The following is a 21,986-nucleotide window of genomic DNA, read 5'->3' as shown; positions in this document are numbered from 1 at the left end:
GAGCTCGACCGCTTGAACGGACAAGAATTGGTTTCTTCACCGCGCCACCCACGCATTGCGAGCGACGCCAATCACTTTATTCTGACGTTCGAGAACAATCGGTTCGCCAGTGAGTTGTTCGGTCAGTTTGACCAGAACCTCAAGCTGCTTGAAGAGCGTCTCCACATCGACGCTCGAGCGCGCGGCAATTCCGTCGTTATCTCGGGAGACATTGTCGCCACCAACCAGGCGCGGCGTACACTCGATTACCTCTATGAGAAACTCCAGAAAGGCGGCAGCGTGGAGCGATCCGACGTTGAAGGCGCGATCCGCATGGCGGTCGCCGCAGACGATCAACTGAGCCTGCCGACGATGGAGCGCAAAGCCAAGCTCACCATGGCGCAGATTTCGACCCGCAAGAAGACTATCGTCGCGCGAACGCCGACCCAGGACGCCTACGTGCGCGCTCTGGAACGGGCCGAACTGGTTTTCGGCGTCGGTCCGGCGGGTACCGGCAAGACCTATCTCGCCGTCGCTCATGCGGCCCAGCTCCTCGAACGGGGTCTTGTCGAGAAGATCATTCTTTCCCGCCCGGCGGTGGAAGCCGGCGAGCGGCTCGGCTTCCTGCCCGGCGACATGAAGGAAAAGGTCGATCCCTATCTCCGCCCGCTCTATGACGCGCTCTACGACATGATGCCCGCCGACAAGGTCGATCGGGCAATCACGGCCGGTGTTATCGAAATCGCTCCGCTCGCCTTCATGCGCGGCCGGACGCTCGCAAACGCCGCCGTCATTCTCGACGAAGCGCAGAACACGACCTCGATGCAGATGAAGATGTTCCTGACGCGTCTTGGCGAGAATTCCCGCATGATCGTCACCGGCGACCCGAGCCAAATCGACCTGCCGCGTGGTGTCAAATCCGGACTGGTGGAGGCCCTTCAACTGCTGAATGGCGTCGAAGGCATTTCGATCGTCCGCTTCCGGGATACGGATGTCGTACGTCATCCGCTTGTCGGCCGCATCGTCAAGGCCTACGACTCGACCTATATCGCGGAAGCAGAGGAAGCCAGCCGGCAGGATTGATGGCCGAACTCGACATTCAGATCAGCATCGAAGAGGGCGACTGGCCCTCCGAGGATGCGTTGCATGCATTGGCGGATCGGGTGCTGGAAACAGCCGCCACCTATCTGCGTGAAACGGTCAAGCAGCCCTTTCCGAAGATGGTGCCCGAGGTTTCGCTTGTTTTCACGGATGATGCCTCGATCCAGGACATCAATGCCGAGTGGCGCGGCAAGGACAAGCCGACCAATGTGCTTTCCTTTCCGGCCTTCCCGGTCAAGCCGGGCAACGTGCCGGGACCGATGTTGGGCGACATCATTATCGCAAGAGAGACCGTTGAGCGGGAGGCAGTCGAGCTCGAAAAGAGCTTTGACGACCACCTGACCCACTTGATGGTGCATGGTTTCTTGCATCTCTTCGGCTACGATCATAATAATGACGCTGAAGCCGAGATAATGGAGGGGCTCGAGACTCGCATTTTGGCGGTACTCGGCCTATCTGACCCATACGAGGGTCAAGACCTTAAAATGGAACCATGAGCGACTTTACGACGAGACCGGCCGCGGAGGCCAAGGACGCCGACCAATCCTCCTCTTCTGACGAGGGTGGCAGTAGTAGTAGGCAGTCTGGACGACCCCAATCCTTCTGGACGCGCGCCGCGCGTATCTTGAGACCACAGCAGGGCTCGCGCCTTCGCGAGGACATCGCCGATGCGCTGCTGACCGACGCTGCCGACGGTGACGTCTTTTCGCCCGATGAACGGGCAATGCTGCACAACATCCTTCGCTTCCGGGAAGTGCGCGTTGCTGACGTGATGGTGCCGCGGGCCGATATCGAAGCCGTCGATCAGAACATCACGATCGGCGAACTGATGATCCTGTTCGAGGAATCTGGCCGTTCGCGCATGCCTGTTTATGCGGATACGCTCGATGATCCGCGCGGCATGGTGCATATCCGCGATCTCCTGTCCTACGTCGCCAAGCAGGCGCGCAACAAGCGCCGCGGCAGCACCAAGACAGTCAAGTCGACAGAGGCTCTGGTCGAGGTTTCACCCGAACACTTGCAGAAGCCTACACGTGCTGCGAAGCCGAATTTCGACCTCAGCCGCGTCGACCTACAGAAGACGCTGTCGGAGGCCGGGATCATCCGCAAGATCCTGTTCGTTCCGCCGTCGATGCTTGCGTCGGACCTCCTTCGCCGCATGCAGGTCAACCGCACGCAGATGGCGCTGGTCATCGACGAATACGGCGGCACCGATGGATTGGCCTCGCACGAGGACATCGTTGAGATGGTCGTCGGTGACATCGATGACGAGCACGACGACGATGAAGTCATGTTCAAGCGTGTCTCCGAAGACGTCTTCGTCGCGGATGCCCGTGTCGAACTGGAGGAGATCGCCGAGGCGATCGGGCCGGACTTCGACATCACCGAACAGGTCGACGAAGTCGACACGCTGGGCGGCCTGATCTTCTCCGAGCTCGGGCGTATTCCGGTGCGTGGCGAGGTCGTGCAGGCTCTGCCCGGTTTCGAGTTCCATATCCTCGACGCCGATCCGCGCCGGATCAAGCGCGTGAGGATCACCCGCAAGCGTCAGGCCATCCGTCGCCGCGTCAAGATCGACGGCGACAGCACGCCCGGTTCGGATCACGGCGAGGAGAGGCAAACCGACGCCTCCACGTCGACCTGATGGCGCAACGCACGACAAACGGCGGCTTTTTTGAAAGACTGCGAGCGGGTTGATTCGCAGCTTGATGGGAGTACGCATGGAGCGGCTTGCGGACAGGGTTATCCTTGCCTGGGGGTTCAAGAGGGTTGCGTTGGCGGTCCTTGCTGGCGCCGTCGGCGTTCTGGCCCTGCCTCCATTTGGCTTCTTTGCCGCAATGTTCGTGTCGTTCACGCTGCTCGTCTGGCTGATCGACGGCTCAGCTGCCGCTCCGGAAAGCGGGCTCATTAGGCGACTGTGGCCATCTTTTACCGTCGGTTGGCTCTTCGGCTTCGGCTATTTCGTCGCGGGTCTCTGGTGGCTTGGCCACGCCTTGATGATCGACGCGGAGGCCTTCGCTTGGGCGCTGCCGCTGGCGGTCCTCGGCCTGCCTGCCGTGCTCGCCATCTTCTACGGCATTGCTGCGGCGCTGGCGCGAACCATGTGGTCCGATGGCATGGGGCGGATTGCGGCGCTTGCGGCGAGCTTCGGGTTGCTGGAGTGGCTGCGGAGCGTGCTTTTCACCGGCTTCCCCTGGAACGCTATCGGCTACGGCATGACGCCCGTGCCGCTCATGATGCAATCGGCGCACGTCATCGGCATCATGGGCATCACGTCGCTCTCAGTCTTCATCTTCGCCGCGCCCGCACTCCTCGGCACCCGGCAGGGCGCAAAGCTCGGGCTCTCGCTGGCAGCCCTGCTCTTCGCCGCACATATCGGCTATGGCGCCTATATCCTCCATGGCCCGCAACCCGCGCCTGCATCCGACTCCCCGAGCCCGGTCATTCGCCTGGTTCAGCCGATGATCGAGCAGACGGCGAAGATGGACAGCGACGCCGACCGCGCTGCTATCTTCGAGAAGCACCTGAAGCTTTCCGTCAAGTCTCCGAAGGACGGCGGGCGGAAACCGGACATCATTGTCTGGCCGGAAACGTCCATTCCCTTCATCCTGACCGACAATCAGGATGCGCTCAGCCGGATCGCGGACACGCTCGACGACAATCAGATCCTGATTGCCGGCGCGGTCAGGGTGGAGGACATGGGGCCTGGCAATCCGCCTCGCTACTACAATTCGATCTACGTCATCGACGGCCGTGGGCAGATTGCCGGCGCGGCCGACAAGGTGCATCTCGTGCCGTTCGGCGAATACGTGCCGTTCGAGAATATCCTCGACGATTTCGGCATCCAGAATGTGGTCGAGATGCCAGGCGGCTTCTCACCCGCCGCCACGCGCCAGCTTCTGAGTTTGCCCACGGGGATCAAGTTCTATCCCCTCGTCTGCTACGAGATCATTTTCCCCGACGAGATGACCGGCGACCTAGGCGCCGCCAATGCCATTCTCAATGTCACGAACGACGCGTGGTTCGGTGCAACACCCGGCCCCTACCAGCACTTTCAACAGGCTAGGTTGCGTGCCGTGGAGACCGGCTTGCCGCTGATTCGAAATGGCAATAGCGGCATTTCAGCCATCGTGAACGCCCGTGGCGAGGTCATTGCGGGTCTCGGCCTCAATGAAACTGGCTTTGTCGACGCAACCATTGAGCGTTTCGACGCCCAGCGCGATCCGGGTTACCCGCGCCAAACGTACTTCCGGTTGATCGAGATACTTCTGTTTGCAATTGCGCTGGTTTCGCGTTTTGGTTTAGTTTTCAAGCAGAATTGACCGAAAACCCCTAAAATTGCATAGTGGTTCGGATCGGCGTTCTTAGCGTATGTTTCAAGGTGGTTAATCAAGACTTTGCAACGTGGCGTTTTGGGGATGGGTTTGGGCATGCCGGTTTGAACAAGGTTGAAAATTTTTGTTAGGGCAGGACCATGATTGAGAACAAGAAGCGGCCGAACCCCATCGACGTCCACGTTGGTAGTCGCATTCGCCTTCGGCGAACGATGCTCGGAATGAGCCAGGAAAAGCTCGGAGAGAGCCTCGGCATCACCTTTCAGCAGATCCAGAAATACGAAAAAGGCACCAACCGTGTCGGCGCCAGCCGCCTCCAGAATATTTCCAGCATTTTGAACGTTCCGGTTTCCTTCTTCTTCGAGGACGCGCCGGGCGAACAATCCTCCGGCCTGTCCGGCATGGCGGAAGCCTCCAGCTCCAACTATGTGGTCGACTTTCTTTCGTCGTCCGAGGGGCTTCAACTCAACCGCGCCTTTGTAAAAATCACCGATCCCAAGGTTCGCCGCAAAGTCGTCGAGCTGGTGAAGGCACTCGCCGCCGAAGCCGACAGCGAATAACCGCCATTCAAAATTCGGAGCAGAGACAAAAGCGGTCGCAACGGCCGCTTTTGGCATTTTTGGGGCAAAATTTGCCACTTTGCAGCAGATATAAAGATATATTTATGTCCTTCTACGCTTGTTTTTCTGATGCGAACTGAGTACCTACTAGGCAGCTTTTGTTCTTTGAGGGGAATCCCGGAATGCGCGCGAATTACCTTTTCACCAGCGAGTCAGTTGCCGAAGGTCACCCGGACAAGGTGTGTGACCGGATCTCCGACGAGATCGTGGATCTGGTCTACCGCGAAGCCGCCAAGACCGGCGTCAACCCCTGGGGCGTGCGCATTGCCTGCGAGACCCTGGCAACCACCAACCGCGTCGTGATCGCCGGTGAAGTGCGCCTGCCGCCGAGCCTGATGAAGAAGGACAAGAACGGCAACGACGTCATCAACCCTTCGAAGTTCAAGGCCGCTGCCCGCCGCGCCATCAAGGACATCGGCTATGAGCAGGACGGGTTCCACTGGAAGACGGCGAAGATCGACGTGCTCCTGCACTCGCAGTCCGCCGACATCGCCCAGGGCGTCGATAGTGCCGCCGACCAGCAGGGTGACGAAGGTGCCGGCGACCAGGGCATCATGTTCGGCTACGCCTGCAAGGAAACGCCTGACCTCATGCCGGCGCCGATCTATTACTCCCATAAGATCCTGCAGCTGCTCGCGACTGCCCGCAAGAAGGGCGACGGCGAAGTTGCAAAGCTCGGCCCGGACGCCAAAAGCCAGGTGACGGTGCGCTACGTGAACGGCAAGCCTGCCGAGGTCACGTCGATCGTTCTCTCCACCCAGCATCTCGACGAAAGCTGGGATTCGAAGAAGGTTCGCGCGGTGGTCGAGCCCTATATCCGCGAAGCCCTCGGCGATCTGCCGATCGCCGGCGATTGCAACTGGTACATCAATCCGACCGGCAAGTTCGTCATCGGCGGTCCTGACGGCGACGCCGGGCTCACCGGCCGCAAGATCATCGTCGACACCTACGGCGGCGCTGCTCCGCACGGTGGCGGTGCGTTCTCCGGCAAGGACACGACCAAGGTCGACCGCTCGGCTGCCTATGCTGCCCGCTACCTCGCGAAGAACGTCGTTGCCGCAGGTCTTTCCGACCGCTGCACGATCCAGCTCTCCTACGCTATCGGCGTCGCACAGCCGCTGTCGATCTATGTCGACCTGCACGGCACCGGCAAGGGCGTGACGGAAGACCAGATCGAAGCCGCTATCCGCAAGAACATGGACCTGTCGCCAACGGGTATTCGCCGTCACCTCGACCTCAACAAGCCGATCTATGCCAAGACTTCGGCCTATGGTCATTTCGGTCGCAAGGCTGGCCGCGACGGCTCGTTCTCCTGGGAGCGCACCGACCTCGTCAAGGCGCTCAAGGACGCCGTCAAGGTCAAGGAAGCAGCATGACCGACATGGAGCGTCGCGGACGCGCGACCGAAGCCTTCTTCGGTCGCCGCAAGGGAAAGGCTCTGCGTGAACATCAGGCAGAGCGACTGAACACCTTGCTTCCGGCGTTCCTCATCGATCTTTCAGCGGCTCCGCCCGAGCCGCTGAAGACCCTCTTTCCGGTGCCGACCGAAAGGCTGCGCCTGGAAATCGGTTTCGGCGGCGGCGAGCATCTGATCCATCGCGCCGTGGAAATGCCCTCGACCGGCTTTATCGGGGTCGAGCCTTTCATCAATTCCATGCAGAAGCTGCTGACGAGCGTCGACAAGGCAGGCGCCAAGAACGTTCGTGTCTACAACGATGACGCGACGCAATTGCTGGATTGGTTGCCGGACGCCTCGATCGACCAGATCGACCTGCTTTACCCGGATCCGTGGCCAAAGCGGAAGCACTGGAAGCGCCGCTTCGTGTCGAAGACGAACCTCGACCGATTCCACCGCGTGCTGAAGCCGGGCGGGCTGTTCTGCTTTGCGTCCGATATCGATACCTACGTCAACTGGACGCTGCTCAAATGCCGCGACCATGGCGGCTTCGAATGGCTAGCACAGAATGCGGCAGACTGGCTGACGCCCTACGAGGGCTGGCCGAGCACGCGCTACGAGGCCAAGGCACGGCGTGAAGGCAGATCTTCCGCCTATCTCACATTCAAGCGCGTCTGAGCCTGCCTAGTGCAGGCTCACCGTTTTCAGCTCATCCTCAGCGGCCTTGAAGAAGGTGCTGGAGCGATTATCCGTCAAAAGGATCGGCGTGCCATCGGCGCCGAATAGCGCCCAGAGGTCAACGCTCGGATCGATGTCTGGCGCTTCCGGGAAGCACTTGGCAACTTCTTCGTTGCGCATCTTGCGGATATAGGCGACCTCGCCGTTGCCGATGCCGGCAAGTTCGGTTTTGGTCAGGTGCGAATTGGCTTCTTTCATCAACATTCCTGTACCTCCAAGAGAAGGGACCAACGGCTCAACATGCGCCGTTGTCCTACTGTGAGACCGAAATGTTAATTTTCTTCACCATGCGGCTCGGTTCGGGGCGGATGAGATCCACCGACAGCAACCCATTCTTGAGGCAAGCGCCCAAAACCTGCATGCCGTCGGCCAGAACAAAGGTCCGCTGGAACTGACGCGCGGCGATGCCGCGATAGAGATAATCGCGCTCTCCCTGCTCTGCCTGACGGCCGCGGATCGACAGCTGATTTTCCTCGACGGAGACATCGAGGTCGTCCTCAGCGAATCCCGCGACGGCAAGGGTTATGCGCAGCCTTTCCGGATCGCCGGAAGCGCGGTCAGGAGCAACGTGCTCGATATTGTAGGGGGGATAGCCATCACTCGCCTTGGAAAGGCGCTCCAGCGTCTTCTCCATGGCGTCAAAGCCCAAAAGCAGCGGGCTCGCGAAAGGCATCATGCGGCTCATCTTTCAAGTCCTTGATTCAAGCGACCTTGCCGGACCTGAAATGCAGCATCCGACTGCCGACAATATGGGAACTGCCGAGCCCGGGCGCAAGGCGGACGTCCATGCTCGCTCCGCGGAAGCCGGCAAGGGTCCGACCTTGACAAAGCAGGCGCCGCCTCGCATCAAATCCTGCCCGCGCCGGCTGTGCCGATTTGCGACGGGAATATAAACAAACGGTGCATGCCACGAAGACGCGCACCACGAGGATGGGAACGATCGGAATGGCAAACCCTAGAAAGATCATCATCGACACTGACCCCGGTCAGGACGACGCAGCCGCCATCATGCTGGCCTTTGGCAGCCCGGAAGAGCTCGATGTACTGGGCATCACCACGGTCGCCGGCAACGTGCCACTGTCCTACACCAGCCGCAATGCGCGCATCGTCTGCGAGCTCTGTGGTCGCACCGATACGAAGGTCTTTGCCGGCGCCGACAAGCCGATTGCGCGCAAGCTGGTGACAGCGGAGCACGTGCACGGCAAGACCGGCCTCGACGGTCCGGTTCTCGACGAGCCCACGATGCCGCTGCAGACGCAGCATTCGGTGGATTTCATCGTCGAGACGCTGCGCAGCGAGCCGGAAGGCGCAGTGACGCTCTGCACGCTGGGGCCGCTGACCAATATTGGCCTGGCCTTCCAGCAGGCGCCCGACATCATCCCGCGCGTCCATGAACTGGTCATGATGGGCGGCGGCTTCTTCGAGGGTGGCAACATTACGCCGGCCGCCGAATTCAACATCTACGTGGATCCTGAGGCAGCCGACATCGTCTTCCGCTCCGGCGTTCCGATCGTGATGATGCCGCTCGACGTCACGCACAAGCTTCTGACACGCAAGGACCGCGTCAAGCGCATGGCTGATCTCGGCACACGCCCGGCCATCGCCATGGTCGAGATGCTGGAATTCTTCGAACGCTTCGATGTCGAGAAATACGGCTCGGACGGCGGCCCGCTGCACGACCCGACGGTTATCGCCTATCTGCTGAAGCCGGAGCTTTTCAAGGGGCGGACCTGCAATGTCGAGATCGAGGTGAAGTCGGAACTGACTGCCGGCATGACCGTCGTCGACTGGTGGCACGTGACCCACCGCAAGCGCAATGCGCAGGTCATGCGCGATGTCGATGCGGACGGCTTTTTCGATCTGCTGATCGAGCGTTTCGCCCGCATCTGATTTCGGATTGTTTGACGGGCGCCTGAGGGATCAGGCGTCCTTCTGGTCGAAAACCGAATTGGTTTCGGGTTCGACCAGCTTCGGTCCGCCCTTGGCGACGCCGACCATGGCCGGGCGCAGAACACGCTCGCCAATCGTGTAGCCAGCCTGAACGACCTGAACAACGGTGTTGTTCGGCACCTCAGGGTTCGGTACTTCGAACATGGCCTGGTGGAAATTCGGATCGAACTTCTGGCCAACCGGCTCCAGCTTTCGGACGCCGTGGCGCTCGAGCGCCGACAACATCGAGCGTTCCGTCATCTCGACACCCTCGATCAGCGTTGTCAGGCCGGCATCAGCGGCAGCCTTTGCTTCCTCCGGAATCGCATCGATGGCGCGGCGCAGGTTGTCCGAAACGGCCAACATGTCGCGGGCGAAGCCAGCAGCCGAATAGGTCTTGGCGTCCTTGATTTCCCGCTCGGTGCGGCGGCGCAGGTTATCCATCTCGGCAGCAAGCCGCAGATAACGGTCGCGCAGCTCTGCGTTCTCGCCCTTCAGAAGTTCCAGCGGATCGGGCTGTGCGGTGGCTTCGTTCTCGACGTTTGCGGCAGCGTCCGCTGCGGCTTCGGCCGCGGCTGCGTCAGGTCCGTTCTTCGTCGTTTCGTCAGTCATGACGTTCTCCGGTGATTGGTGTCTTTTAGGATGTGCCCGATATCGAGCTTTGACGGGCAAAAATCAAGTCTGCGTGACTGAAAAGCGCGCGATGCGGGGCAACTCATGCCGGGTTGAGCGAGAGGGCCAGCTTGACTTGCTCGCGCTAAAGTTCTTTTATTTTAGAGCTACCTAAATCTTTCTTGCTTCGGCCTAATCCTGGGTCAGGGAGCTGCTACCATGAGCGATCAGAAAAGCTATTCCGGGCGCTGCTTCTGCGGCGCCGTGGAGATTGTTGCTACCGGCGAACCGGTGGCGATGGGATACTGCCACTGTGCCTCCTGCCGGCATTGGTCCGCAGGGCCGGTCAATGCCTTCACGCTCTGGCAGCCGCAGGCTGTCCGGGTCACTAAAGGCGGAGAGCATGTCGAGGGCTATCAGAAGTCCGATACCAGCGTGCGGAAGTTCTGCGAGCTGTGCGGTGGGCATCTCTACACCGAGCACCCGACCTGGGGCGTCACCGACGTCTACGCGGCACTTCTGCCGGATCTCGACTACACCCCGGCGCTGCACGTGAACTATCAGGAGAGCGTGCTGCGCATTCGTGACGGCCTGCCCAAATATAGAGACATGCCCGCGGAGATGGGCGGCTCGGGCGACACGTTGCCTGAGTAGCTGCGCTACTTCGCGCTGCGTGACAGTCGCGTCATAAGCTGAGCGGTATAATCCACCATCGGGACGATGCGCGAGTAGTTGAGACGCGTCGGCCCGATCACTCCCACGGCACCGACAATGCGGTCGTCATCATCACGATATGGCGCAACGATCAACGACGAGCCGGAGAGCGAGAAGAGCTTGTTCTCCGAGCCGATGAAAATGCGCACACCTGGCCCGCTTTCGGCCAGATTGAGGAGTTCCAGCAAGCTGTCTTTTTTCTCGAGGTCGTCGAACAGCATGCGCAGGCGGTCGAGATCGTCGGCACCGGCGAGACCGGCGAGCAAATTGGCGCGGCCGCGAATGATGAGCTGAGCCGGTTTGCCTTCGTCCGCGCTGCCGGACCACACAGCGATGCCGCGCTCGACGAGATCCTGCGACAGCGTGTCGAGTTCGCGGCGGACATCGTCCTTCAGTCGGCTCAGCTGATTGCGCAGTTCCGGCAGCGTCTGGCCGGTCATATGCGCGTTGAGGAAGTTTGCGGCCTCGGTCAATTGCGATGATGTGACGCCTGCCGGAAGCTCGATGATGCGGTTTTCCACCTGGTCGTGATCGCCAACGAGCACCGCAAGCGCCTTGGTCGGCTCGAGGCGAATGAACTCGACATGCTTGAGCACAGGATCGCTTTTCGAGGTGATGACAAGTCCGGCGCCGCGCGAAATGCCCGAGAGCATTCGGCTCGCCTCGTTCATCATCAATTCCATCGGATTGTCGCGGCTTTCGGCGCGCACCTGCCGATCGATGTTGGCACGATCCTCGGCCGAGAGATCGCCCACCTGCATGAAGGCGTCGACGAAGAAGCGCAGGCCGATCTGCGTCGGCAGACGCCCGGAACTGACATGCGGTGAATAGATGAGGCCGAGTTCTTCCAGATCGCTCATCACATTGCGTACGGACGCCGGCGACAGCGACATCGGCAGGATTCGCGAAAGGTTGCGGGAACCGAGCGGTTCGCCCGTTTCCAGATAGCCCTCCACGATGCGGCGAAAGATTTCCTTGGAGCGTTCATCCAGCGCAGCCACTGCCTCTGAAACCGACGTCGATCTGAACTCCATGAAACCTTGCGTACCCGTGCTGACGATGATCCGACAAAATATAGCCAATCTCTCCGCAGCGGCAAAAGGGAAATTGCAAATGGACGCTGCCAATCGTAGAAGCTCTCAACACCATAGCACGCATGATCTACCCGAAGCCTGCTTGGGTCTTCGGCACGATGATTAGGAGAATAGTATGCGGCCCTCAGGCAGAAAAACCGACCAGATGCGCAAGGTCTCTTTCGAGCGCAATTTCTCCAAGCACGCGGAAGGCTCCTGTCTGGTGAAGTTCGGCGATACGCATGTGGTGTGCACGGCGAGCGTCGAGGAAAAGCCGCCGGCATGGCTGCGCAACACCGGCAAGGGCTGGGTTACGGCCGAATACGGCATGCTGCCGCGCGCCACCGGCGATCGCATGAAGCGCGAAGCTGCGGCCGGCAAGCAGGGCGGTCGCACCCAGGAGATCCAGCGCCTGATCGGCCGCTCGCTGCGCGCCGTCGTCGACCTCAAGGAGCTCGGCGAGCGCCAGATCACCCTCGATTGCGACGTCATCCAGGCGGACGGCGGAACGCGCACCGCCTCGATCACCGGCGCCTGGATTGCGCTCTACGACTGCCTGAAATGGATGGAGAGCCGCAACATGCTCAAGGTCGAGCGCGTGCTCAAGGACCATGTCGCGGCCATTTCCTGTGGCATCTTCGCAAACCAGTCGGTCCTTGACCTCGACTATCTCGAAGACTCCTCGGCCGAGACCGACGCGAACTTCGTGATGACCGGCACTGGCGGTATCGTCGAAATTCAGGGCACCGCCGAAGGCACGCCCTTTACCGACGAGGAGTTCGCTTCGCTGATGACGCTCGCCAAGGGGGGCATTGCCGAACTCGTGGCGATGCAAAAGCAGGCGATCGCCGGATGAACGACGTGCTGGAAGGCATGCTGGAGACGGCGCTCTATGCTGAGGATCTCGACAAGGTCGAAGCCTTCTATGAAGGCGTTCTCGGTCTTTCGAAGATCTCGCGGAGCGGCAACCGGCATGTCTTCTTTCGCTGCGGCCCCGGCGTGCTGCTGATTTTCAATCCGAAAGAAACGATCAAGCCGCCCTCACCGACCGCGCTGCAGGTGCCGCCTCATGGCACGACAGGTGCGGGACACGCCTGTTTCCGCGTCTCGGGCGAAAATCTCGATGCGATTGCCGCCCGGTTGATGTCCGAAGGTGTTGCCATCGAATCCGAAGTCACCTGGCCGCAGGGCGGCCGATCGATCTATTTCCGCGATCCAGCGGGCAACAGCCTTGAATGCGCTGAAGCCCGTATCTGGGGCATCGAATAGGACAATCATGCGCAAGCTCGAAACCAAGACCATTGTCGTTGCCAGCCACAATGCCGGCAAGATCCGGGAAATCCAGGACCTGATCGGCCCCTTCGGCTTCACCGCGAAGTCGGCGGCTGAATTGAACTTCGTGGAGCCTGACGAAACCGGCACCACCTTCGAGGAAAACGCAAAGATCAAGGCGCTCGCTTCTGCAGAAGCCGCTGGACTTCCGGCGCTGTCGGATGATTCCGGCCTCGCCATCGATGCGCTCGGCGGCGATCCTGGCGTCTATACCGCCAACTGGGCCGAGAAGCCCGACGGGACCCGCGACTTCGCGATGGCGATGGAGAAAGTCGAGGCGGCGCTGGACAAGGCCGGCGCTTCAAAGCCGGAACAGCGTACCGCCCGCTTCGTAAGCGTGCTCTGCCTTGCCTGGCCGGACGGCCATACGGAGCTCTTCCGCGGTGAAGTCGAGGGCGCTGTCGTCTGGCCGCCGCGCGGCAGCCAAGGCTTCGGCTACGATCCGGTCTTTCAACCCGAGGGCTATGACACTACCTTTGGAGAGATGAGCGGGGAAGAAAAACACGGCTGGAAGCCGGGCGACGCAGAGGCCCTGTCGCACCGCGCCCGCGCCTTCAAGATTTTCGTCGAAACCTGCCTGGAAGCCTAAGGGCACACGTGGACACTTTGGAACAGCCTGACCTGATGCGCTATGCCGCTCTTCTGCCCGATACCGGCGAACCCGGCTTCGGCGTCTACGTGCATTGGCCGTTCTGCGCCGCCAAGTGCCCCTATTGCGATTTCAACAGCCATGTCCGCCACCAGCCGGTCGATCAGGAGCGCTTCACTGCGGCCTTCCTGAAGGAAATGGCAACGGTGCGCCAATTGAGCGGGGTGAAGACGGTGACGAGCGTCTTCCTCGGCGGCGGCACGCCCTCTCTGATGAACCCTTCGACGGTTTCGGCCATTCTCAATGGTATTGCCAAGCATTGGCATATGCCAGACGGTATCGAGATCACCATGGAGGCGAACCCCTCCAGCGTCGAGGCGGAGCGTTTCCGGGGCTATCGCGCCGCCGGGGTCAACCGCGTCTCGCTTGGCGTCCAAGCCTTGAATGACCGCGACCTGAAGTTTCTCGGACGGCTGCACGACGTTGCCGACGCGCTGAATGCGATCAAGCTGGCACGCGACATCTTTCCGCGGATGTCCTTCGACCTGATCTATGCTCGCCCGAACCAGACTGTCGAGGAATGGGAGCGCGAGCTGAAGGAGGCGATCTCCTACGCGGTCGATCACCTCTCGCTCTACCAGCTGACGATCGAGGAAGGCACGCCCTTCTACGGTCTTCACAAGGCGGGCAAGCTTGTCGTTCCGGACGGCGATCAATCGGCATTGCTCTACGAAGCGACGCAGGAGATCACGGCTCGCGAAGGAATGCCGGCCTACGAGGTGTCCAACCACGCGCGCCCCGGCGCGGAGAGCCGCCACAACCTCACCTATTGGCGTTACGGCGACTATGCCGGTATCGGCCCCGGCGCCCACGGGCGGCTGACGCGCGGCGCGATGAAGATCGCGACGGCGACCGAGCGGAAGCCGGAAAGTTGGCTCGATCTCGTCGAGCGCGACGGCCACGGCATCCTCGATCAGGAACAACTCGGCTACGAGGAGCAGGCGGACGAACTGCTGTTGATGGGACTACGCCTGAAGGAAGGTGTCGATCTCGCCCGCTGGCAACAGCTTTCAGGCCGCGATCTCGACCCAAAGCGTGAAGAATTCCTGCTGGAACACGGCTTCGTCGAGCGGATCGGCAATTCCCGGCTTCGCTGCACGCCGTCGGGTATGCTGATCCTCGATTCCGTCGTAGCCGACCTCGCCTGCTAGGCCGGCCGCTTTCGTCCCAGGGAAAACAACCGCCCGTCGATCGCCGCAAGGCCGATCGCGATCATCGCCATGCCGATCAGATGCTTGGCGTGCAGTTGCTCGCCGAGAATAGCTGCGCCGAGCAGGATGGCGCTGACCGGGATCAGGAAGGTCACGAGCATGAGGTTTGTCGCCCCTGCCGTTGCCAGGATGCGGAAGAACAACACATAGGCGATCGCCGTCGACAGCAAGGCCAGGCCCAGCAAGGCCATCCAGGTCTCGAGTGACGGGGCGGCCAAAGTCCAGGGTTGATCCACGACGAGCGCGATCGGCAGCATCAGGATGGTCGAAGCGGTAACCTGTCCGGCGGCGGGAATGAGCGGCGCCATGCCCATCTGGCGGAAGCGTCGGCCGAAGATCCCGGCGAAGGAGTAGGAGAGCGCAGCACCGAGCACGGCAAGCTGCGCCAGCACGTTCGAGCCGAGATCACGCAACACGTCGAAGCCAATCATGTAGGCAACACCAGCAAAGCCAACGAGGACGCCGAGCAGGCGGTTGCCGGTCATCTTTTCGTCCGCTGTCAGGAAATGCGCGACGACGACACCGAAGAGCGGCGTCGTGGCATTCAGGATCGAGGCAAGGCCGCTTGCGATGTGCGTCTGGCCCCAGACGATGAGGCAGAACGGGATCATGTTGTTCAGGATGCCCATGCAGAAGAACGCAGCCCAGGACCTAGCGTCGCGCGGCATCGCATGGCCGGTGGCTCGGACGATAAGGTTCAGCGCAAGTGCGGCAATCAGGACCCGGCCCGCGACGATCGTGAACGGCGGCAGGGTCTTCACCAGAATACCGTTGAAGAGGAAGGAGCCGCCCCATAACAGGGACAACACCAGCAGCATTCCCCACTCGGCAAGGCCCATTTGTTTCTGCTGCATTATCTTCTCCCTAGTCAGCCTGACCGGAATACATCCAGCCGCTGGCTGCCACCACCCGATTGTTGCGCGTCTCGAACGCGGCCATTCTCGATTAATTCTCGCTCATCGCGCAGCTTAAATCAGCTTTTTCGACGGCTTTCATGCTGATATTATTGCGATGCCTGGCAGGAGACAAACGAGTCTTTCTCGTTACATGATATAGCTGAGCTAAACCATGAGCGACTATCTTCCCTCTCTTTCAGCACTTAGGGCCTTCGAAGCCGCCGCGCGACACCTCAGCATGACGCTTGCGGCAAAAGAGCTCAACGTCACGCCGGGCGCCGTCAGCCTGCAGATCCGTGACCTGGAAGCATCGCTTGGCGTCAAGCTCTTCGAGCGCAAGACGCGCGCGCTGGCCTTGACGGTTGAGGGCGCGGATTATTTTTCGACGCTTAGGGCAGCATTCCGTCTGGTCCGGGAGGCGACGGCAGCGATCACGGCGCGGGGACGCGGCACCGTCCTCAACGTCACCTGCACGGCGGGCTTTGCGACCTACTGGCTGGTGCCACGTCTCGGACGTTTCGAAGCGATGCACCCTGAAATCGACGTTCGCATCAGCGCATCGCACCGCGTGCTCGACTTTCAGCGTGACGGCATCGACCTCGCAATCCGCCACGGGCTCGGCGGGTATGACGGCTTGATCAGCGAGCGGCTCGTCGATGACGAACTCGTGCCGGTCTGCACGCCAAAGCTTGCCGCTGAACTGGGGAGCAATCCGTCGCCCGGCGCTCTCGCTGGTTTCCAACTGATCCATGACGTCTATCGCCATGACTGGCAGCTCTGGCTGGAAGCGGCCGGCGCAACGGGGGTCGATCCGTCGCGCGGGCCGATCTTCATGCATGGCAACGGAGCCTATGACGCGATGAAAGCCGGGCTCGGCTTTGCCTTGATGCGACGCTCGTTTCTGGAGCGGGACCTGAAGGAAGGTGCGGTGATCACGCCTTTCCCGCTTGGGATCGCAAGCCGCCTTGCCTTCCACCTCGTCTATCCGGGCCCTGCGCTCGAGCGACCGGCAGCGGCGGCCTTTCGCCGCTGGCTGCTGACCGAGGCACAGGCCTGACCTGACTGTGGCTGATTTGTCATGCTGATTAAAAAGTGGAGCATTTTAATCATAAAATAGGGTTTTCTTCGGGCTTTTTCTTGACTATTACACTCCAGATAAAATTCTGCAATGAGCCTTCCGGTGTGATAAGCCAATGAATAATCTTCAATTTTCTTCTCGATTCCTTTCCACATCAGCTTTGACGGGCGTGGTGCTCGCCCATCTTCTCGCGCCGGCTGCGGCACAGGATGCCGCGGGGCAGCAAGACGGAGCGACGGTTCTCGAAGATATCATCGTCAATGGCGGCAGCGGAGGCGTGATCCAGGCTGACGGCTATGTCGGCAAGAGCAGCGCGACAGGCACGAAGACCGACACGCCGTTCATCGAGATTCCTCAGTCGATTTCGTCCGTAACCGAGCAGCAGTTGAGGGACCGCAATCCGCAGAGCCTGCTCGATACGGTCGCCTACACACCGGGCACTCGTGTCGGTGCTTACGGCTTCGATCCGCGCTTCGATTCATTCTCGGTGCGCGGCTTCGACGTGACCTATACCGGGATCTTCCGCGATAACCTTCGTCAGCCCGGCGCAGGTTCGTCACTCTTCAAGACCGAGCCTTACGGCCTCGAAGGTGTCTCAATCCTGCGTGGACCATCCTCAGCGCTGTATGGAGCAACGGGCGCCGGCGGTCTCTACAACCTCATCACCAAGCGGCCGACGGAAGACGCTTTTCACGAAGTTCAGCTGCAGTATGGCACCGACCAGCGCTATCAGACCCAGTTCGACCTCTCGGGTCCCGTCAACAACGAGGACCCCTTCTACTATCGCCTGACGGGCCTCTACCGCGATGCCAACACGGAACAGGTCAGCGTTCCCGACGACCGCGTCTATATCGCGCCGGCCTTCATGTGGAAACCGGACGAAGATACCAAGCTTACCATTCTTGGGGAGTATTCCCGAACCAAGACCGGCGGCACGGCGGCCTACTATAACGATCCGGCCGGCAACGTAACCGACATTTTCGCAGGCAATCCGGCCTTCAACGATTCAGTCCAGAACCAGGCGCGCATCGGCTATGAATTCGAGCACCGGCTGAACGACGTCTTCGTGTTCCGCCAGAACGCCCGCGCATCGACGCTCAACATCGACGCCGACTGGGCCTTTGCCTACGCCCCCAACGCGGTCGATCCAAGTCTCCTCGACCGCAGCGCCGGCACGTTCGACGAGCGGCTGACGGCCTTCGTCATCGACAATCAATTGGAAGCCAAGTTCGAAACGGGGGCGGTCGACCATACGGTGCTTGCGGGCCTGGACCTGACCAAGCTGCGCTGGCGTTCGCTCGATGGTCGTGGCGTGTCGCCGCCGCTCGACACCAACAATCCGACCGCGGGAGCGCCCGTTGCACCGATCGACTTCGACACGCGCACCATCCAGGATCAATGGCAGGTCGGCACCTACCTGCAGGACCAAATCCGCTATGACGCATGGATACTCACCGTCGGCGGGCGCTACGACTGGGTTTCCACCGACACCGACAATACCGACCTCAGCACGAACGCTCTGACCAGCCTCTCGCAAAAGGACAAGGCATTCTCCGGCCGTGTCGGCTTGGGCTACGAGACCGATTTCGGCGTTGTACCTTATGCCAGCTACTCCACCGCCTTCGCACCCAATGCCGGTATCAACCAGGAGACGGACCAGCCCTTCAAGCCGACGGAAAGCGAGCAGGAAGAGATCGGCGTCAAGTACCTGCTCCCGAACAGCAACACGCTGCTGACGGCTGCGCTGTTCAATATCGACCAGAAGAATAGCCTCTACTACGAGGTCGTGAACCTGCCGACAGGACCGGCGAACATTCAGGTGCAGCGCGGCAAGATTCGCTCCCGTGGCTTGGAACTCGAAGCGAACACGAGCCTCGACAACGGCCTGTCGCTGGTCGCGTCTTATACCTACACCGATACCGAGATCCTGGAAGGAACGACCGGGACCGTTGGCAATTCCGTCTCGTCGGTTCCGAGGCACATGGCTTCGCTCTGGGCGAATTACACATTCCAGGAGAGCAGCCCGGTCTACGGCCTCGGCATCGGCTTCGGCACCCGTTATCACGGCAAGAGTTACACCAGCGACGCCAACACGGCGCAGAACGGCTCACGCGTCCTCTTCGACGCCGCCATCAGCTATGATTTCGCGGCGCTGGACAAGAAATACGACGGCCTGAGCCTGCAGGTGAACGCCACGAACCTCTTCGACCGCCGGGAGGCCGTCTGCTCGGCGGGCTTCTGCTATCGCGACCAGGGCCGCGCCGTGATCGGCAGCCTGCGCTACACATGGTGAGCTGATGGCGAGCGCACAGCACCATGTCGCCGATCGAGGCCAGAGCGCCTCGATTCTCTCGCCGGCTTTCGCCGGCGAGCATGCGTGGTGCAGCGAGAAGATGGTACTCTCAACCGAGCTATCGGACGGGGTACCGCTGCCGCGCTTCTTCGGTGACGGCGGGTTCAGGCAGGCGATTGATCGTTATGCCGAGGCATGTGGAGACAGCGACAGGCGCGCAGTCGTCTCGATGTGGTCGTTATATTACTTCTCCACTCTTTCCATCCCCTACGTGCTGGCGCGCCGCCTCGCCGCGCAGGCGCTACCGATCGCCTTCGATGAGATGACCATCGCATTGCAGGAGAACGGGCTGCCACGGGCGTTCGGCGTTCCACACCGGGGCGGGCATGCCTCGGTCGAGGAGGACGACGGGTTCGGGGCGATAGGTCCATTGTTGGAGCAACATCTTCCCGAGGCGGTCGCGAAACTCAACGCTTGCGGTATTTCGGCCAAGCTGTGCTGGAACAATGCCGCTGTCTATCTCGACTATGCGCTGCGATTGACCCGGCCAGCTGAAGGCCCCGATCTCACGGTGTTCGTGCGCGGCTGCCTGCCGGATGGCGGCGTCAATCCTCTTTGCGGCAGCGTCCGATATGTCGAGGAGGATGGTGAGCGCGTCGCCCGGCGGAAGATATGCTGCTTGCGCTACATGCTGCCCGGCGTGCCTAGCTGCGGCAAGCCTTGCGCTCTTCCGAGCCAAAGGAACGTACAATGACCCTTTCCACGATCACGAGACGTGGCTTTCTCGCCGCCGCGTCCACGACGCTCTGCGCGCCGGCTCTCTTGAAGGCCGAGACGCGCTGGCCGCTGACCGTGACCGACGCGGTCGGTCGAACGGTGACGATTTCAAGGAAGCCGAAGTCGATCATCCTCGGAACGGGATTCAATCTTTTCGCGCTGTCGCTGATCCATCCGGATCCGGTCAGCCTGCTTGCTGGCTGGGCGACCGACATGAAGACGGACAATCCGTTCATCTACGACGCCTTTCGCAGCAAGTTTCCGGCCCTCGACAAGGTCCCGCTCGTCAGCAATGGGCAGGCGGATGGCATGAACTTTGAGGTCGCACTCTCCTTGGAGGCGGACCTTGCAATCATGGGCAGGTGGCAGGCCGATGGCGAACAAGGCGAACGTGCCATCGACTATCTCCAATCGATCGGCGTGCCTGTCATCGTCGTCGATTTCAATCTCGATCCACTGAAGAACACCCCGCGAGACATTCGCCTCCTCGGCCGCGTTCTGGAATGCGATCGGCAAGCGGAAGATTATGCGCAGTTCTTCGAAAAGCGGGTGCAGCGCATCAAGGCGGAGTCGGCAGGGAGAGGCGAGGATGCGCCGCTGGTGCTGATGGACGCCTTCCCGAGCGCAACACGGGGCAGCTGGGCGATCGGCCGGACCGGCCTCGGCGAGTTGATCACGCTTGCCGGCGGACGCAGCATCGCGGACAAGAACCTACCGCCGCAGGGCGGGCCGGTGACGGCGGAATACATCATCGCGGCGGAGCCGGACGTCTATATCGCCACAGGCTCGCCGGGTGGCGTCTACACCGTCTTCTCGATTGGCCCTGGCGTCGCTCCCGCAGAAGCCCGTCGGTCGCTCCAGGAAACCGTTAAGGCACCCGCCCTTGCCCCACTGAAGGCTGTGCGCGAGGGAAATGTGCATGGCATGTGGAACTTCTTCAACGCCGTGCCGCTGAATGTGCTGGCGGCGGAAGCCGTGGCATCCTGGGTAAGGCCTGACCTGTTCGGCGATCTCGATCCGGCGGGCAGCCTCGCCGAAATCAACGAGCATTTCGCTGCGGTCCCGTTCGAGGGGGCATACTGGACTAGTTTGGCGGGCTAACGTCCAGGCGCACCGGTCTTGAAAAGACTGCCCGTCGGCATGTTGAGGAACATCTCCAGCGGAATGTATTCCTGATGCAGGAAGCCGGTGGACGGCAGCAGATCCTCGCGCACCATTTCGATCACGGCAACCACCGAGGCCGATGTCGTCCAGGCAATCGCCGTGCGGCGAGCGCCTGCTATCTCGATCGGATAGTAGGCGCGCACAAACTCCTTGCGGCGCAGGTTGCCGTTCTCCGTGCCCTCCGCTGCCACGTGGACATACACAACATCATCCTCGACCGGCGGCTTGGCGTTGGTGAGGATTTCACCGGCAAGCTTGCGCCTGTCGCGCATCAGGAGTTCGTGAAAGAAGAAGTTCATCAGATCCATGTGTCCGGGATAGCGCATCGTCTTGTAGTCGAGGTTCTCGACCTTGCCGAGCATGGTGTCACACATGGTGCCGAGGCCGCCTGATGTCGTGAAGGCCTCCAGCTTCACACCCTCGACATAGATCGTCTCGTGCCATTCCATCGGCGAGACGAGCTTGCGAATGCCCCCCTCGATCACTTCGCAGTCGTTCAAATACTCATTGACCACGCCTTCGGGCGACCAGTTGAAGGCGTAGCCGAGGAGACCGGTCGGATGCTGCGGCAGGGCGCCGACGCGCATGCGAATGGAACGGCATTTGTCGAATCCATCCGCAAGGCTCGATCCGACAATACCGACGAAGCCGGGGGCGAGGCCACATTGCGGCGCCATCAGCCCGCGCGCGTTCTTGGATAGTTCGATGATGAAATTAGTGGTCGGCACGTCTTCCGTGAGGTCGAAATAATGGATCCCGGCAAGATGGGCAGCGCGCGCCAGGCCGATGTTGAGGTGATAGGGCAGGCAGGAAAGTACGGCCTCGACACTCGACAGCAGTTCGCCGATGGTGGTGGGGTCGGAAACGTCCCCACTCATGCACTGGAACGGAAGGCTCTCTGTCGGCGCCTGAATATCGATGCCGAGAACGTCGAAGCCCCCCTCGTGCAGGAGCGTCGCTGCCAACCGCCCGATCTTGCCCAGCCCGAGAACGGCAATCCTGTCGAAACTCATCAACTCCCTCCCCTTTTGCGCACGCGGCACACGCCCCTCACAGCCAGCGTACAGAAGATTGTGCGCAAAAGAAAAC

Annotated in this window: 23 protein-coding genes; 17 read left to right on the top strand and 6 right to left on the bottom strand. The window is 61.0% G+C overall.

What is annotated here, in order from left to right:
- Positions 1–12 precede the first annotated feature (12 nt).
- From RHIBUN_RS0105020 to trmB, 7 genes are all read left to right on the top strand, one after another.
- Entirely contained in the window at positions 13–1,062 is a 1,050-nt protein-coding gene (locus RHIBUN_RS0105020; RefSeq protein WP_025658708.1) for a PhoH family protein, read from the top strand.
- Positions 1,062–1,577, top strand: coding sequence for an rRNA maturation RNase YbeY (ybeY, locus tag RHIBUN_RS0105015; protein ID WP_018855113.1), 516 nt, complete (start codon positions 1,062–1,064; stop codon positions 1,575–1,577). Before RHIBUN_RS0105020 ends, ybeY begins: the two co-directional genes overlap by 1 nt.
- Positions 1,574–2,725 carry a hemolysin family protein gene (locus RHIBUN_RS0105010; protein ID WP_025658707.1) on the top strand — a complete coding sequence of 384 codons (1,152 nt, stop codon included), beginning with the start codon at positions 1,574–1,576 and terminating at the stop codon, positions 2,723–2,725. Before ybeY ends, RHIBUN_RS0105010 begins: the two co-directional genes overlap by 4 nt.
- Before the next feature lie 76 nt (positions 2,726–2,801).
- A complete protein-coding gene (gene lnt, locus RHIBUN_RS0105005; RefSeq protein WP_025658706.1) occupies positions 2,802–4,403 on the top strand; it encodes an apolipoprotein N-acyltransferase in 1,602 nt (533 codons plus the stop codon).
- 152 nt (positions 4,404–4,555) lie between these two features.
- Complete coding sequence (locus RHIBUN_RS0105000; RefSeq protein ID WP_018855116.1) at positions 4,556–4,975, top strand: helix-turn-helix domain-containing protein; 420 nt, start codon at positions 4,556–4,558, stop codon at positions 4,973–4,975.
- A 182-nt stretch (positions 4,976–5,157) separates the two neighbouring features.
- Positions 5,158–6,411, top strand: coding sequence for a methionine adenosyltransferase (gene metK / locus RHIBUN_RS0104995; RefSeq protein ID WP_025658705.1), 1,254 nt, complete (start codon positions 5,158–5,160; stop codon positions 6,409–6,411).
- Positions 6,408–7,109: a tRNA (guanosine(46)-N7)-methyltransferase TrmB gene (trmB, locus tag RHIBUN_RS0104990; RefSeq protein ID WP_025658704.1), complete on the top strand. Its 702-nt coding sequence runs from the start codon at positions 6,408–6,410 to the stop codon at positions 7,107–7,109. Before metK ends, trmB begins: the two co-directional genes overlap by 4 nt.
- Positions 7,110–7,115: 6 nt before the next feature.
- On the opposite strand, the gene RHIBUN_RS0104985 is transcribed toward trmB, so the two are convergent.
- Together RHIBUN_RS0104985 and RHIBUN_RS0104980 are read right to left on the bottom strand one after the other, a co-directional pair.
- Positions 7,116–7,373 carry a DUF1150 family protein gene (locus tag RHIBUN_RS0104985; protein ID WP_007799651.1) on the bottom strand — a complete coding sequence of 86 codons (258 nt, stop codon included), beginning with the start codon at positions 7,371–7,373 and terminating at the stop codon, positions 7,116–7,118.
- A gap of 49 nt (positions 7,374–7,422) precedes the next feature.
- Entirely contained in the window at positions 7,423–7,854 is a 432-nt protein-coding gene (locus tag RHIBUN_RS0104980) for an Hsp20 family protein (RefSeq protein ID WP_025658703.1), read from the bottom strand.
- A 260-nt stretch (positions 7,855–8,114) separates the two neighbouring features.
- Here RHIBUN_RS0104980 and RHIBUN_RS0104970 point away from each other — a divergent pair, with 260 nt between their 5' ends.
- Entirely contained in the window at positions 8,115–9,059 is a 945-nt protein-coding gene (locus RHIBUN_RS0104970) for a nucleoside hydrolase (protein WP_025658701.1), read from the top strand.
- 30 nt (positions 9,060–9,089) lie between these two features.
- Here the strand turns inward: RHIBUN_RS0104970 and grpE are convergent, their stop codons facing one another.
- Positions 9,090–9,710 carry a nucleotide exchange factor GrpE gene (gene grpE, locus RHIBUN_RS0104965; RefSeq protein ID WP_025658700.1) on the bottom strand — a complete coding sequence of 207 codons (621 nt, stop codon included), beginning with the start codon at positions 9,708–9,710 and terminating at the stop codon, positions 9,090–9,092.
- A 219-nt stretch (positions 9,711–9,929) separates the two neighbouring features.
- Here grpE and RHIBUN_RS0104960 point away from each other — a divergent pair, with 219 nt between their 5' ends.
- A complete protein-coding gene (locus tag RHIBUN_RS0104960; protein WP_025658699.1) occupies positions 9,930–10,364 on the top strand; it encodes a GFA family protein in 435 nt (144 codons plus the stop codon).
- A gap of 5 nt (positions 10,365–10,369) precedes the next feature.
- Here the strand turns inward: RHIBUN_RS0104960 and hrcA are convergent, their stop codons facing one another.
- A complete protein-coding gene (gene hrcA, locus RHIBUN_RS0104955; RefSeq protein WP_025658698.1) occupies positions 10,370–11,458 on the bottom strand; it encodes a heat-inducible transcriptional repressor HrcA in 1,089 nt (362 codons plus the stop codon).
- Positions 11,459–11,633: 175 nt separating this feature from the next.
- Between hrcA and rph the strand changes: the two genes are divergently transcribed.
- Genes rph through hemW form a run of 4 tightly spaced genes read left to right on the top strand, consistent with a single transcriptional unit; the run spans position 11,634 to position 14,629 of the window.
- Positions 11,634–12,353: a ribonuclease PH gene (gene rph / locus RHIBUN_RS0104950; RefSeq protein WP_025658697.1), complete on the top strand. Its 720-nt coding sequence runs from the start codon at positions 11,634–11,636 to the stop codon at positions 12,351–12,353.
- Positions 12,350–12,766, top strand: a complete 417-nt coding sequence (locus tag RHIBUN_RS0104945) for a VOC family protein (protein ID WP_025658696.1) — start codon at positions 12,350–12,352, stop codon at positions 12,764–12,766. Before rph ends, RHIBUN_RS0104945 begins: the two co-directional genes overlap by 4 nt.
- A 7-nt stretch (positions 12,767–12,773) precedes the next feature.
- A complete protein-coding gene (gene rdgB / locus RHIBUN_RS0104940) occupies positions 12,774–13,418 on the top strand; it encodes an RdgB/HAM1 family non-canonical purine NTP pyrophosphatase (protein WP_025658695.1) in 645 nt (214 codons plus the stop codon).
- Between the two features lie 35 nt (positions 13,419–13,453).
- Positions 13,454–14,629: a radical SAM family heme chaperone HemW gene (hemW, locus tag RHIBUN_RS0104935; RefSeq protein WP_100248185.1), complete on the top strand. Its 1,176-nt coding sequence runs from the start codon at positions 13,454–13,456 to the stop codon at positions 14,627–14,629.
- Here hemW and RHIBUN_RS0104930 read toward each other — a convergent pair.
- On the bottom strand, positions 14,626–15,543 hold the full coding sequence (locus RHIBUN_RS0104930; RefSeq protein ID WP_025658693.1) for a DMT family transporter: 918 nt from the start codon (positions 15,541–15,543) through the stop codon (positions 14,626–14,628). The two genes, hemW and RHIBUN_RS0104930, sit on opposite strands and share 4 nt — an antisense overlap.
- A 214-nt stretch (positions 15,544–15,757) precedes the next feature.
- Here RHIBUN_RS0104930 and gcvA point away from each other — a divergent pair, with 214 nt between their 5' ends.
- The 4 genes from gcvA (at position 15,758) to RHIBUN_RS0104910 (ending at position 20,834) form a co-directional block, all read left to right on the top strand.
- Complete coding sequence (gene gcvA / locus RHIBUN_RS0104925; protein WP_025658692.1) at positions 15,758–16,642, top strand: transcriptional regulator GcvA; 885 nt, start codon at positions 15,758–15,760, stop codon at positions 16,640–16,642.
- 136 nt (positions 16,643–16,778) lie between these two features.
- Complete coding sequence (locus tag RHIBUN_RS0104920) at positions 16,779–18,956, top strand: TonB-dependent siderophore receptor (protein WP_025658691.1); 2,178 nt, start codon at positions 16,779–16,781, stop codon at positions 18,954–18,956.
- Between the two features lie 4 nt (positions 18,957–18,960).
- Positions 18,961–19,710: a siderophore-iron reductase FhuF gene (gene fhuF, locus RHIBUN_RS0104915; RefSeq protein ID WP_025658690.1), complete on the top strand. Its 750-nt coding sequence runs from the start codon at positions 18,961–18,963 to the stop codon at positions 19,708–19,710.
- A complete protein-coding gene (locus tag RHIBUN_RS0104910; RefSeq protein WP_025658689.1) occupies positions 19,707–20,834 on the top strand; it encodes an ABC transporter substrate-binding protein in 1,128 nt (375 codons plus the stop codon). The genes fhuF and RHIBUN_RS0104910 overlap by 4 nt, the downstream gene beginning before the upstream one ends.
- On the opposite strand, the gene RHIBUN_RS0104905 is transcribed toward RHIBUN_RS0104910, so the two are convergent.
- Positions 20,831–21,910: a saccharopine dehydrogenase C-terminal domain-containing protein gene (locus RHIBUN_RS0104905; RefSeq protein ID WP_025658688.1), complete on the bottom strand. Its 1,080-nt coding sequence runs from the start codon at positions 21,908–21,910 to the stop codon at positions 20,831–20,833. The genes RHIBUN_RS0104910 and RHIBUN_RS0104905 overlap by 4 nt on opposite strands.
- Positions 21,911–21,986 lie beyond the last annotated feature (76 nt).

Source organism: Rhizobium sp. IBUN, from assembly GCF_000510625.1.
Classification (GTDB): Bacteria; Pseudomonadota; Alphaproteobacteria; order Rhizobiales; family Rhizobiaceae; genus Rhizobium; species Rhizobium altiplani.
This window is presented reverse-complemented; position numbering and strand designations above follow the sequence as displayed.

Excerpts from the sequence above, each read along its gene's own strand:
- ybeY (WP_018855113.1), top strand. The coding sequence starts at position 1,062 with ATGGCCGAACTCGACATTCAGATCAGCATCGAAGAGGGCGACTGGCCC.
- RHIBUN_RS0105010 (WP_025658707.1), top strand. The coding sequence starts at position 1,574 with ATGAGCGACTTTACGACGAGACCGGCCGCGGAGGCCAAGGACGCCGAC.
- lnt (WP_025658706.1), top strand. The coding sequence starts at position 2,802 with ATGGAGCGGCTTGCGGACAGGGTTATCCTTGCCTGGGGGTTCAAGAGG.
- RHIBUN_RS0105000 (WP_018855116.1), top strand. The coding sequence starts at position 4,556 with ATGATTGAGAACAAGAAGCGGCCGAACCCCATCGACGTCCACGTTGGT.
- metK (WP_025658705.1), top strand. The coding sequence starts at position 5,158 with ATGCGCGCGAATTACCTTTTCACCAGCGAGTCAGTTGCCGAAGGTCAC.
- trmB (WP_025658704.1), top strand. The coding sequence starts at position 6,408 with ATGACCGACATGGAGCGTCGCGGACGCGCGACCGAAGCCTTCTTCGGT.
- RHIBUN_RS0104985 (WP_007799651.1), bottom strand. The coding sequence starts at position 7,373 with ATGTTGATGAAAGAAGCCAATTCGCACCTGACCAAAACCGAACTTGCC.
- RHIBUN_RS0104980 (WP_025658703.1), bottom strand. The coding sequence starts at position 7,854 with ATGAGCCGCATGATGCCTTTCGCGAGCCCGCTGCTTTTGGGCTTTGAC.
- RHIBUN_RS0104970 (WP_025658701.1), top strand. The coding sequence starts at position 8,115 with ATGGCAAACCCTAGAAAGATCATCATCGACACTGACCCCGGTCAGGAC.
- grpE (WP_025658700.1), bottom strand. The coding sequence starts at position 9,710 with ATGACTGACGAAACGACGAAGAACGGACCTGACGCAGCCGCGGCCGAA.
- RHIBUN_RS0104960 (WP_025658699.1), top strand. The coding sequence starts at position 9,930 with ATGAGCGATCAGAAAAGCTATTCCGGGCGCTGCTTCTGCGGCGCCGTG.
- hrcA (WP_025658698.1), bottom strand. The coding sequence starts at position 11,458 with ATGGAGTTCAGATCGACGTCGGTTTCAGAGGCAGTGGCTGCGCTGGAT.
- rph (WP_025658697.1), top strand. The coding sequence starts at position 11,634 with ATGCGGCCCTCAGGCAGAAAAACCGACCAGATGCGCAAGGTCTCTTTC.
- RHIBUN_RS0104945 (WP_025658696.1), top strand. The coding sequence starts at position 12,350 with ATGAACGACGTGCTGGAAGGCATGCTGGAGACGGCGCTCTATGCTGAG.
- rdgB (WP_025658695.1), top strand. The coding sequence starts at position 12,774 with ATGCGCAAGCTCGAAACCAAGACCATTGTCGTTGCCAGCCACAATGCC.
- hemW (WP_100248185.1), top strand. The coding sequence starts at position 13,454 with ATGCGCTATGCCGCTCTTCTGCCCGATACCGGCGAACCCGGCTTCGGC.
- RHIBUN_RS0104930 (WP_025658693.1), bottom strand. The coding sequence starts at position 15,543 with ATGCAGCAGAAACAAATGGGCCTTGCCGAGTGGGGAATGCTGCTGGTG.
- gcvA (WP_025658692.1), top strand. The coding sequence starts at position 15,758 with ATGAGCGACTATCTTCCCTCTCTTTCAGCACTTAGGGCCTTCGAAGCC.
- RHIBUN_RS0104920 (WP_025658691.1), top strand. The coding sequence starts at position 16,779 with ATGAATAATCTTCAATTTTCTTCTCGATTCCTTTCCACATCAGCTTTG.
- fhuF (WP_025658690.1), top strand. The coding sequence starts at position 18,961 with ATGGCGAGCGCACAGCACCATGTCGCCGATCGAGGCCAGAGCGCCTCG.
- RHIBUN_RS0104910 (WP_025658689.1), top strand. The coding sequence starts at position 19,707 with ATGACCCTTTCCACGATCACGAGACGTGGCTTTCTCGCCGCCGCGTCC.
- RHIBUN_RS0104905 (WP_025658688.1), bottom strand. The coding sequence starts at position 21,910 with ATGAGTTTCGACAGGATTGCCGTTCTCGGGCTGGGCAAGATCGGGCGG.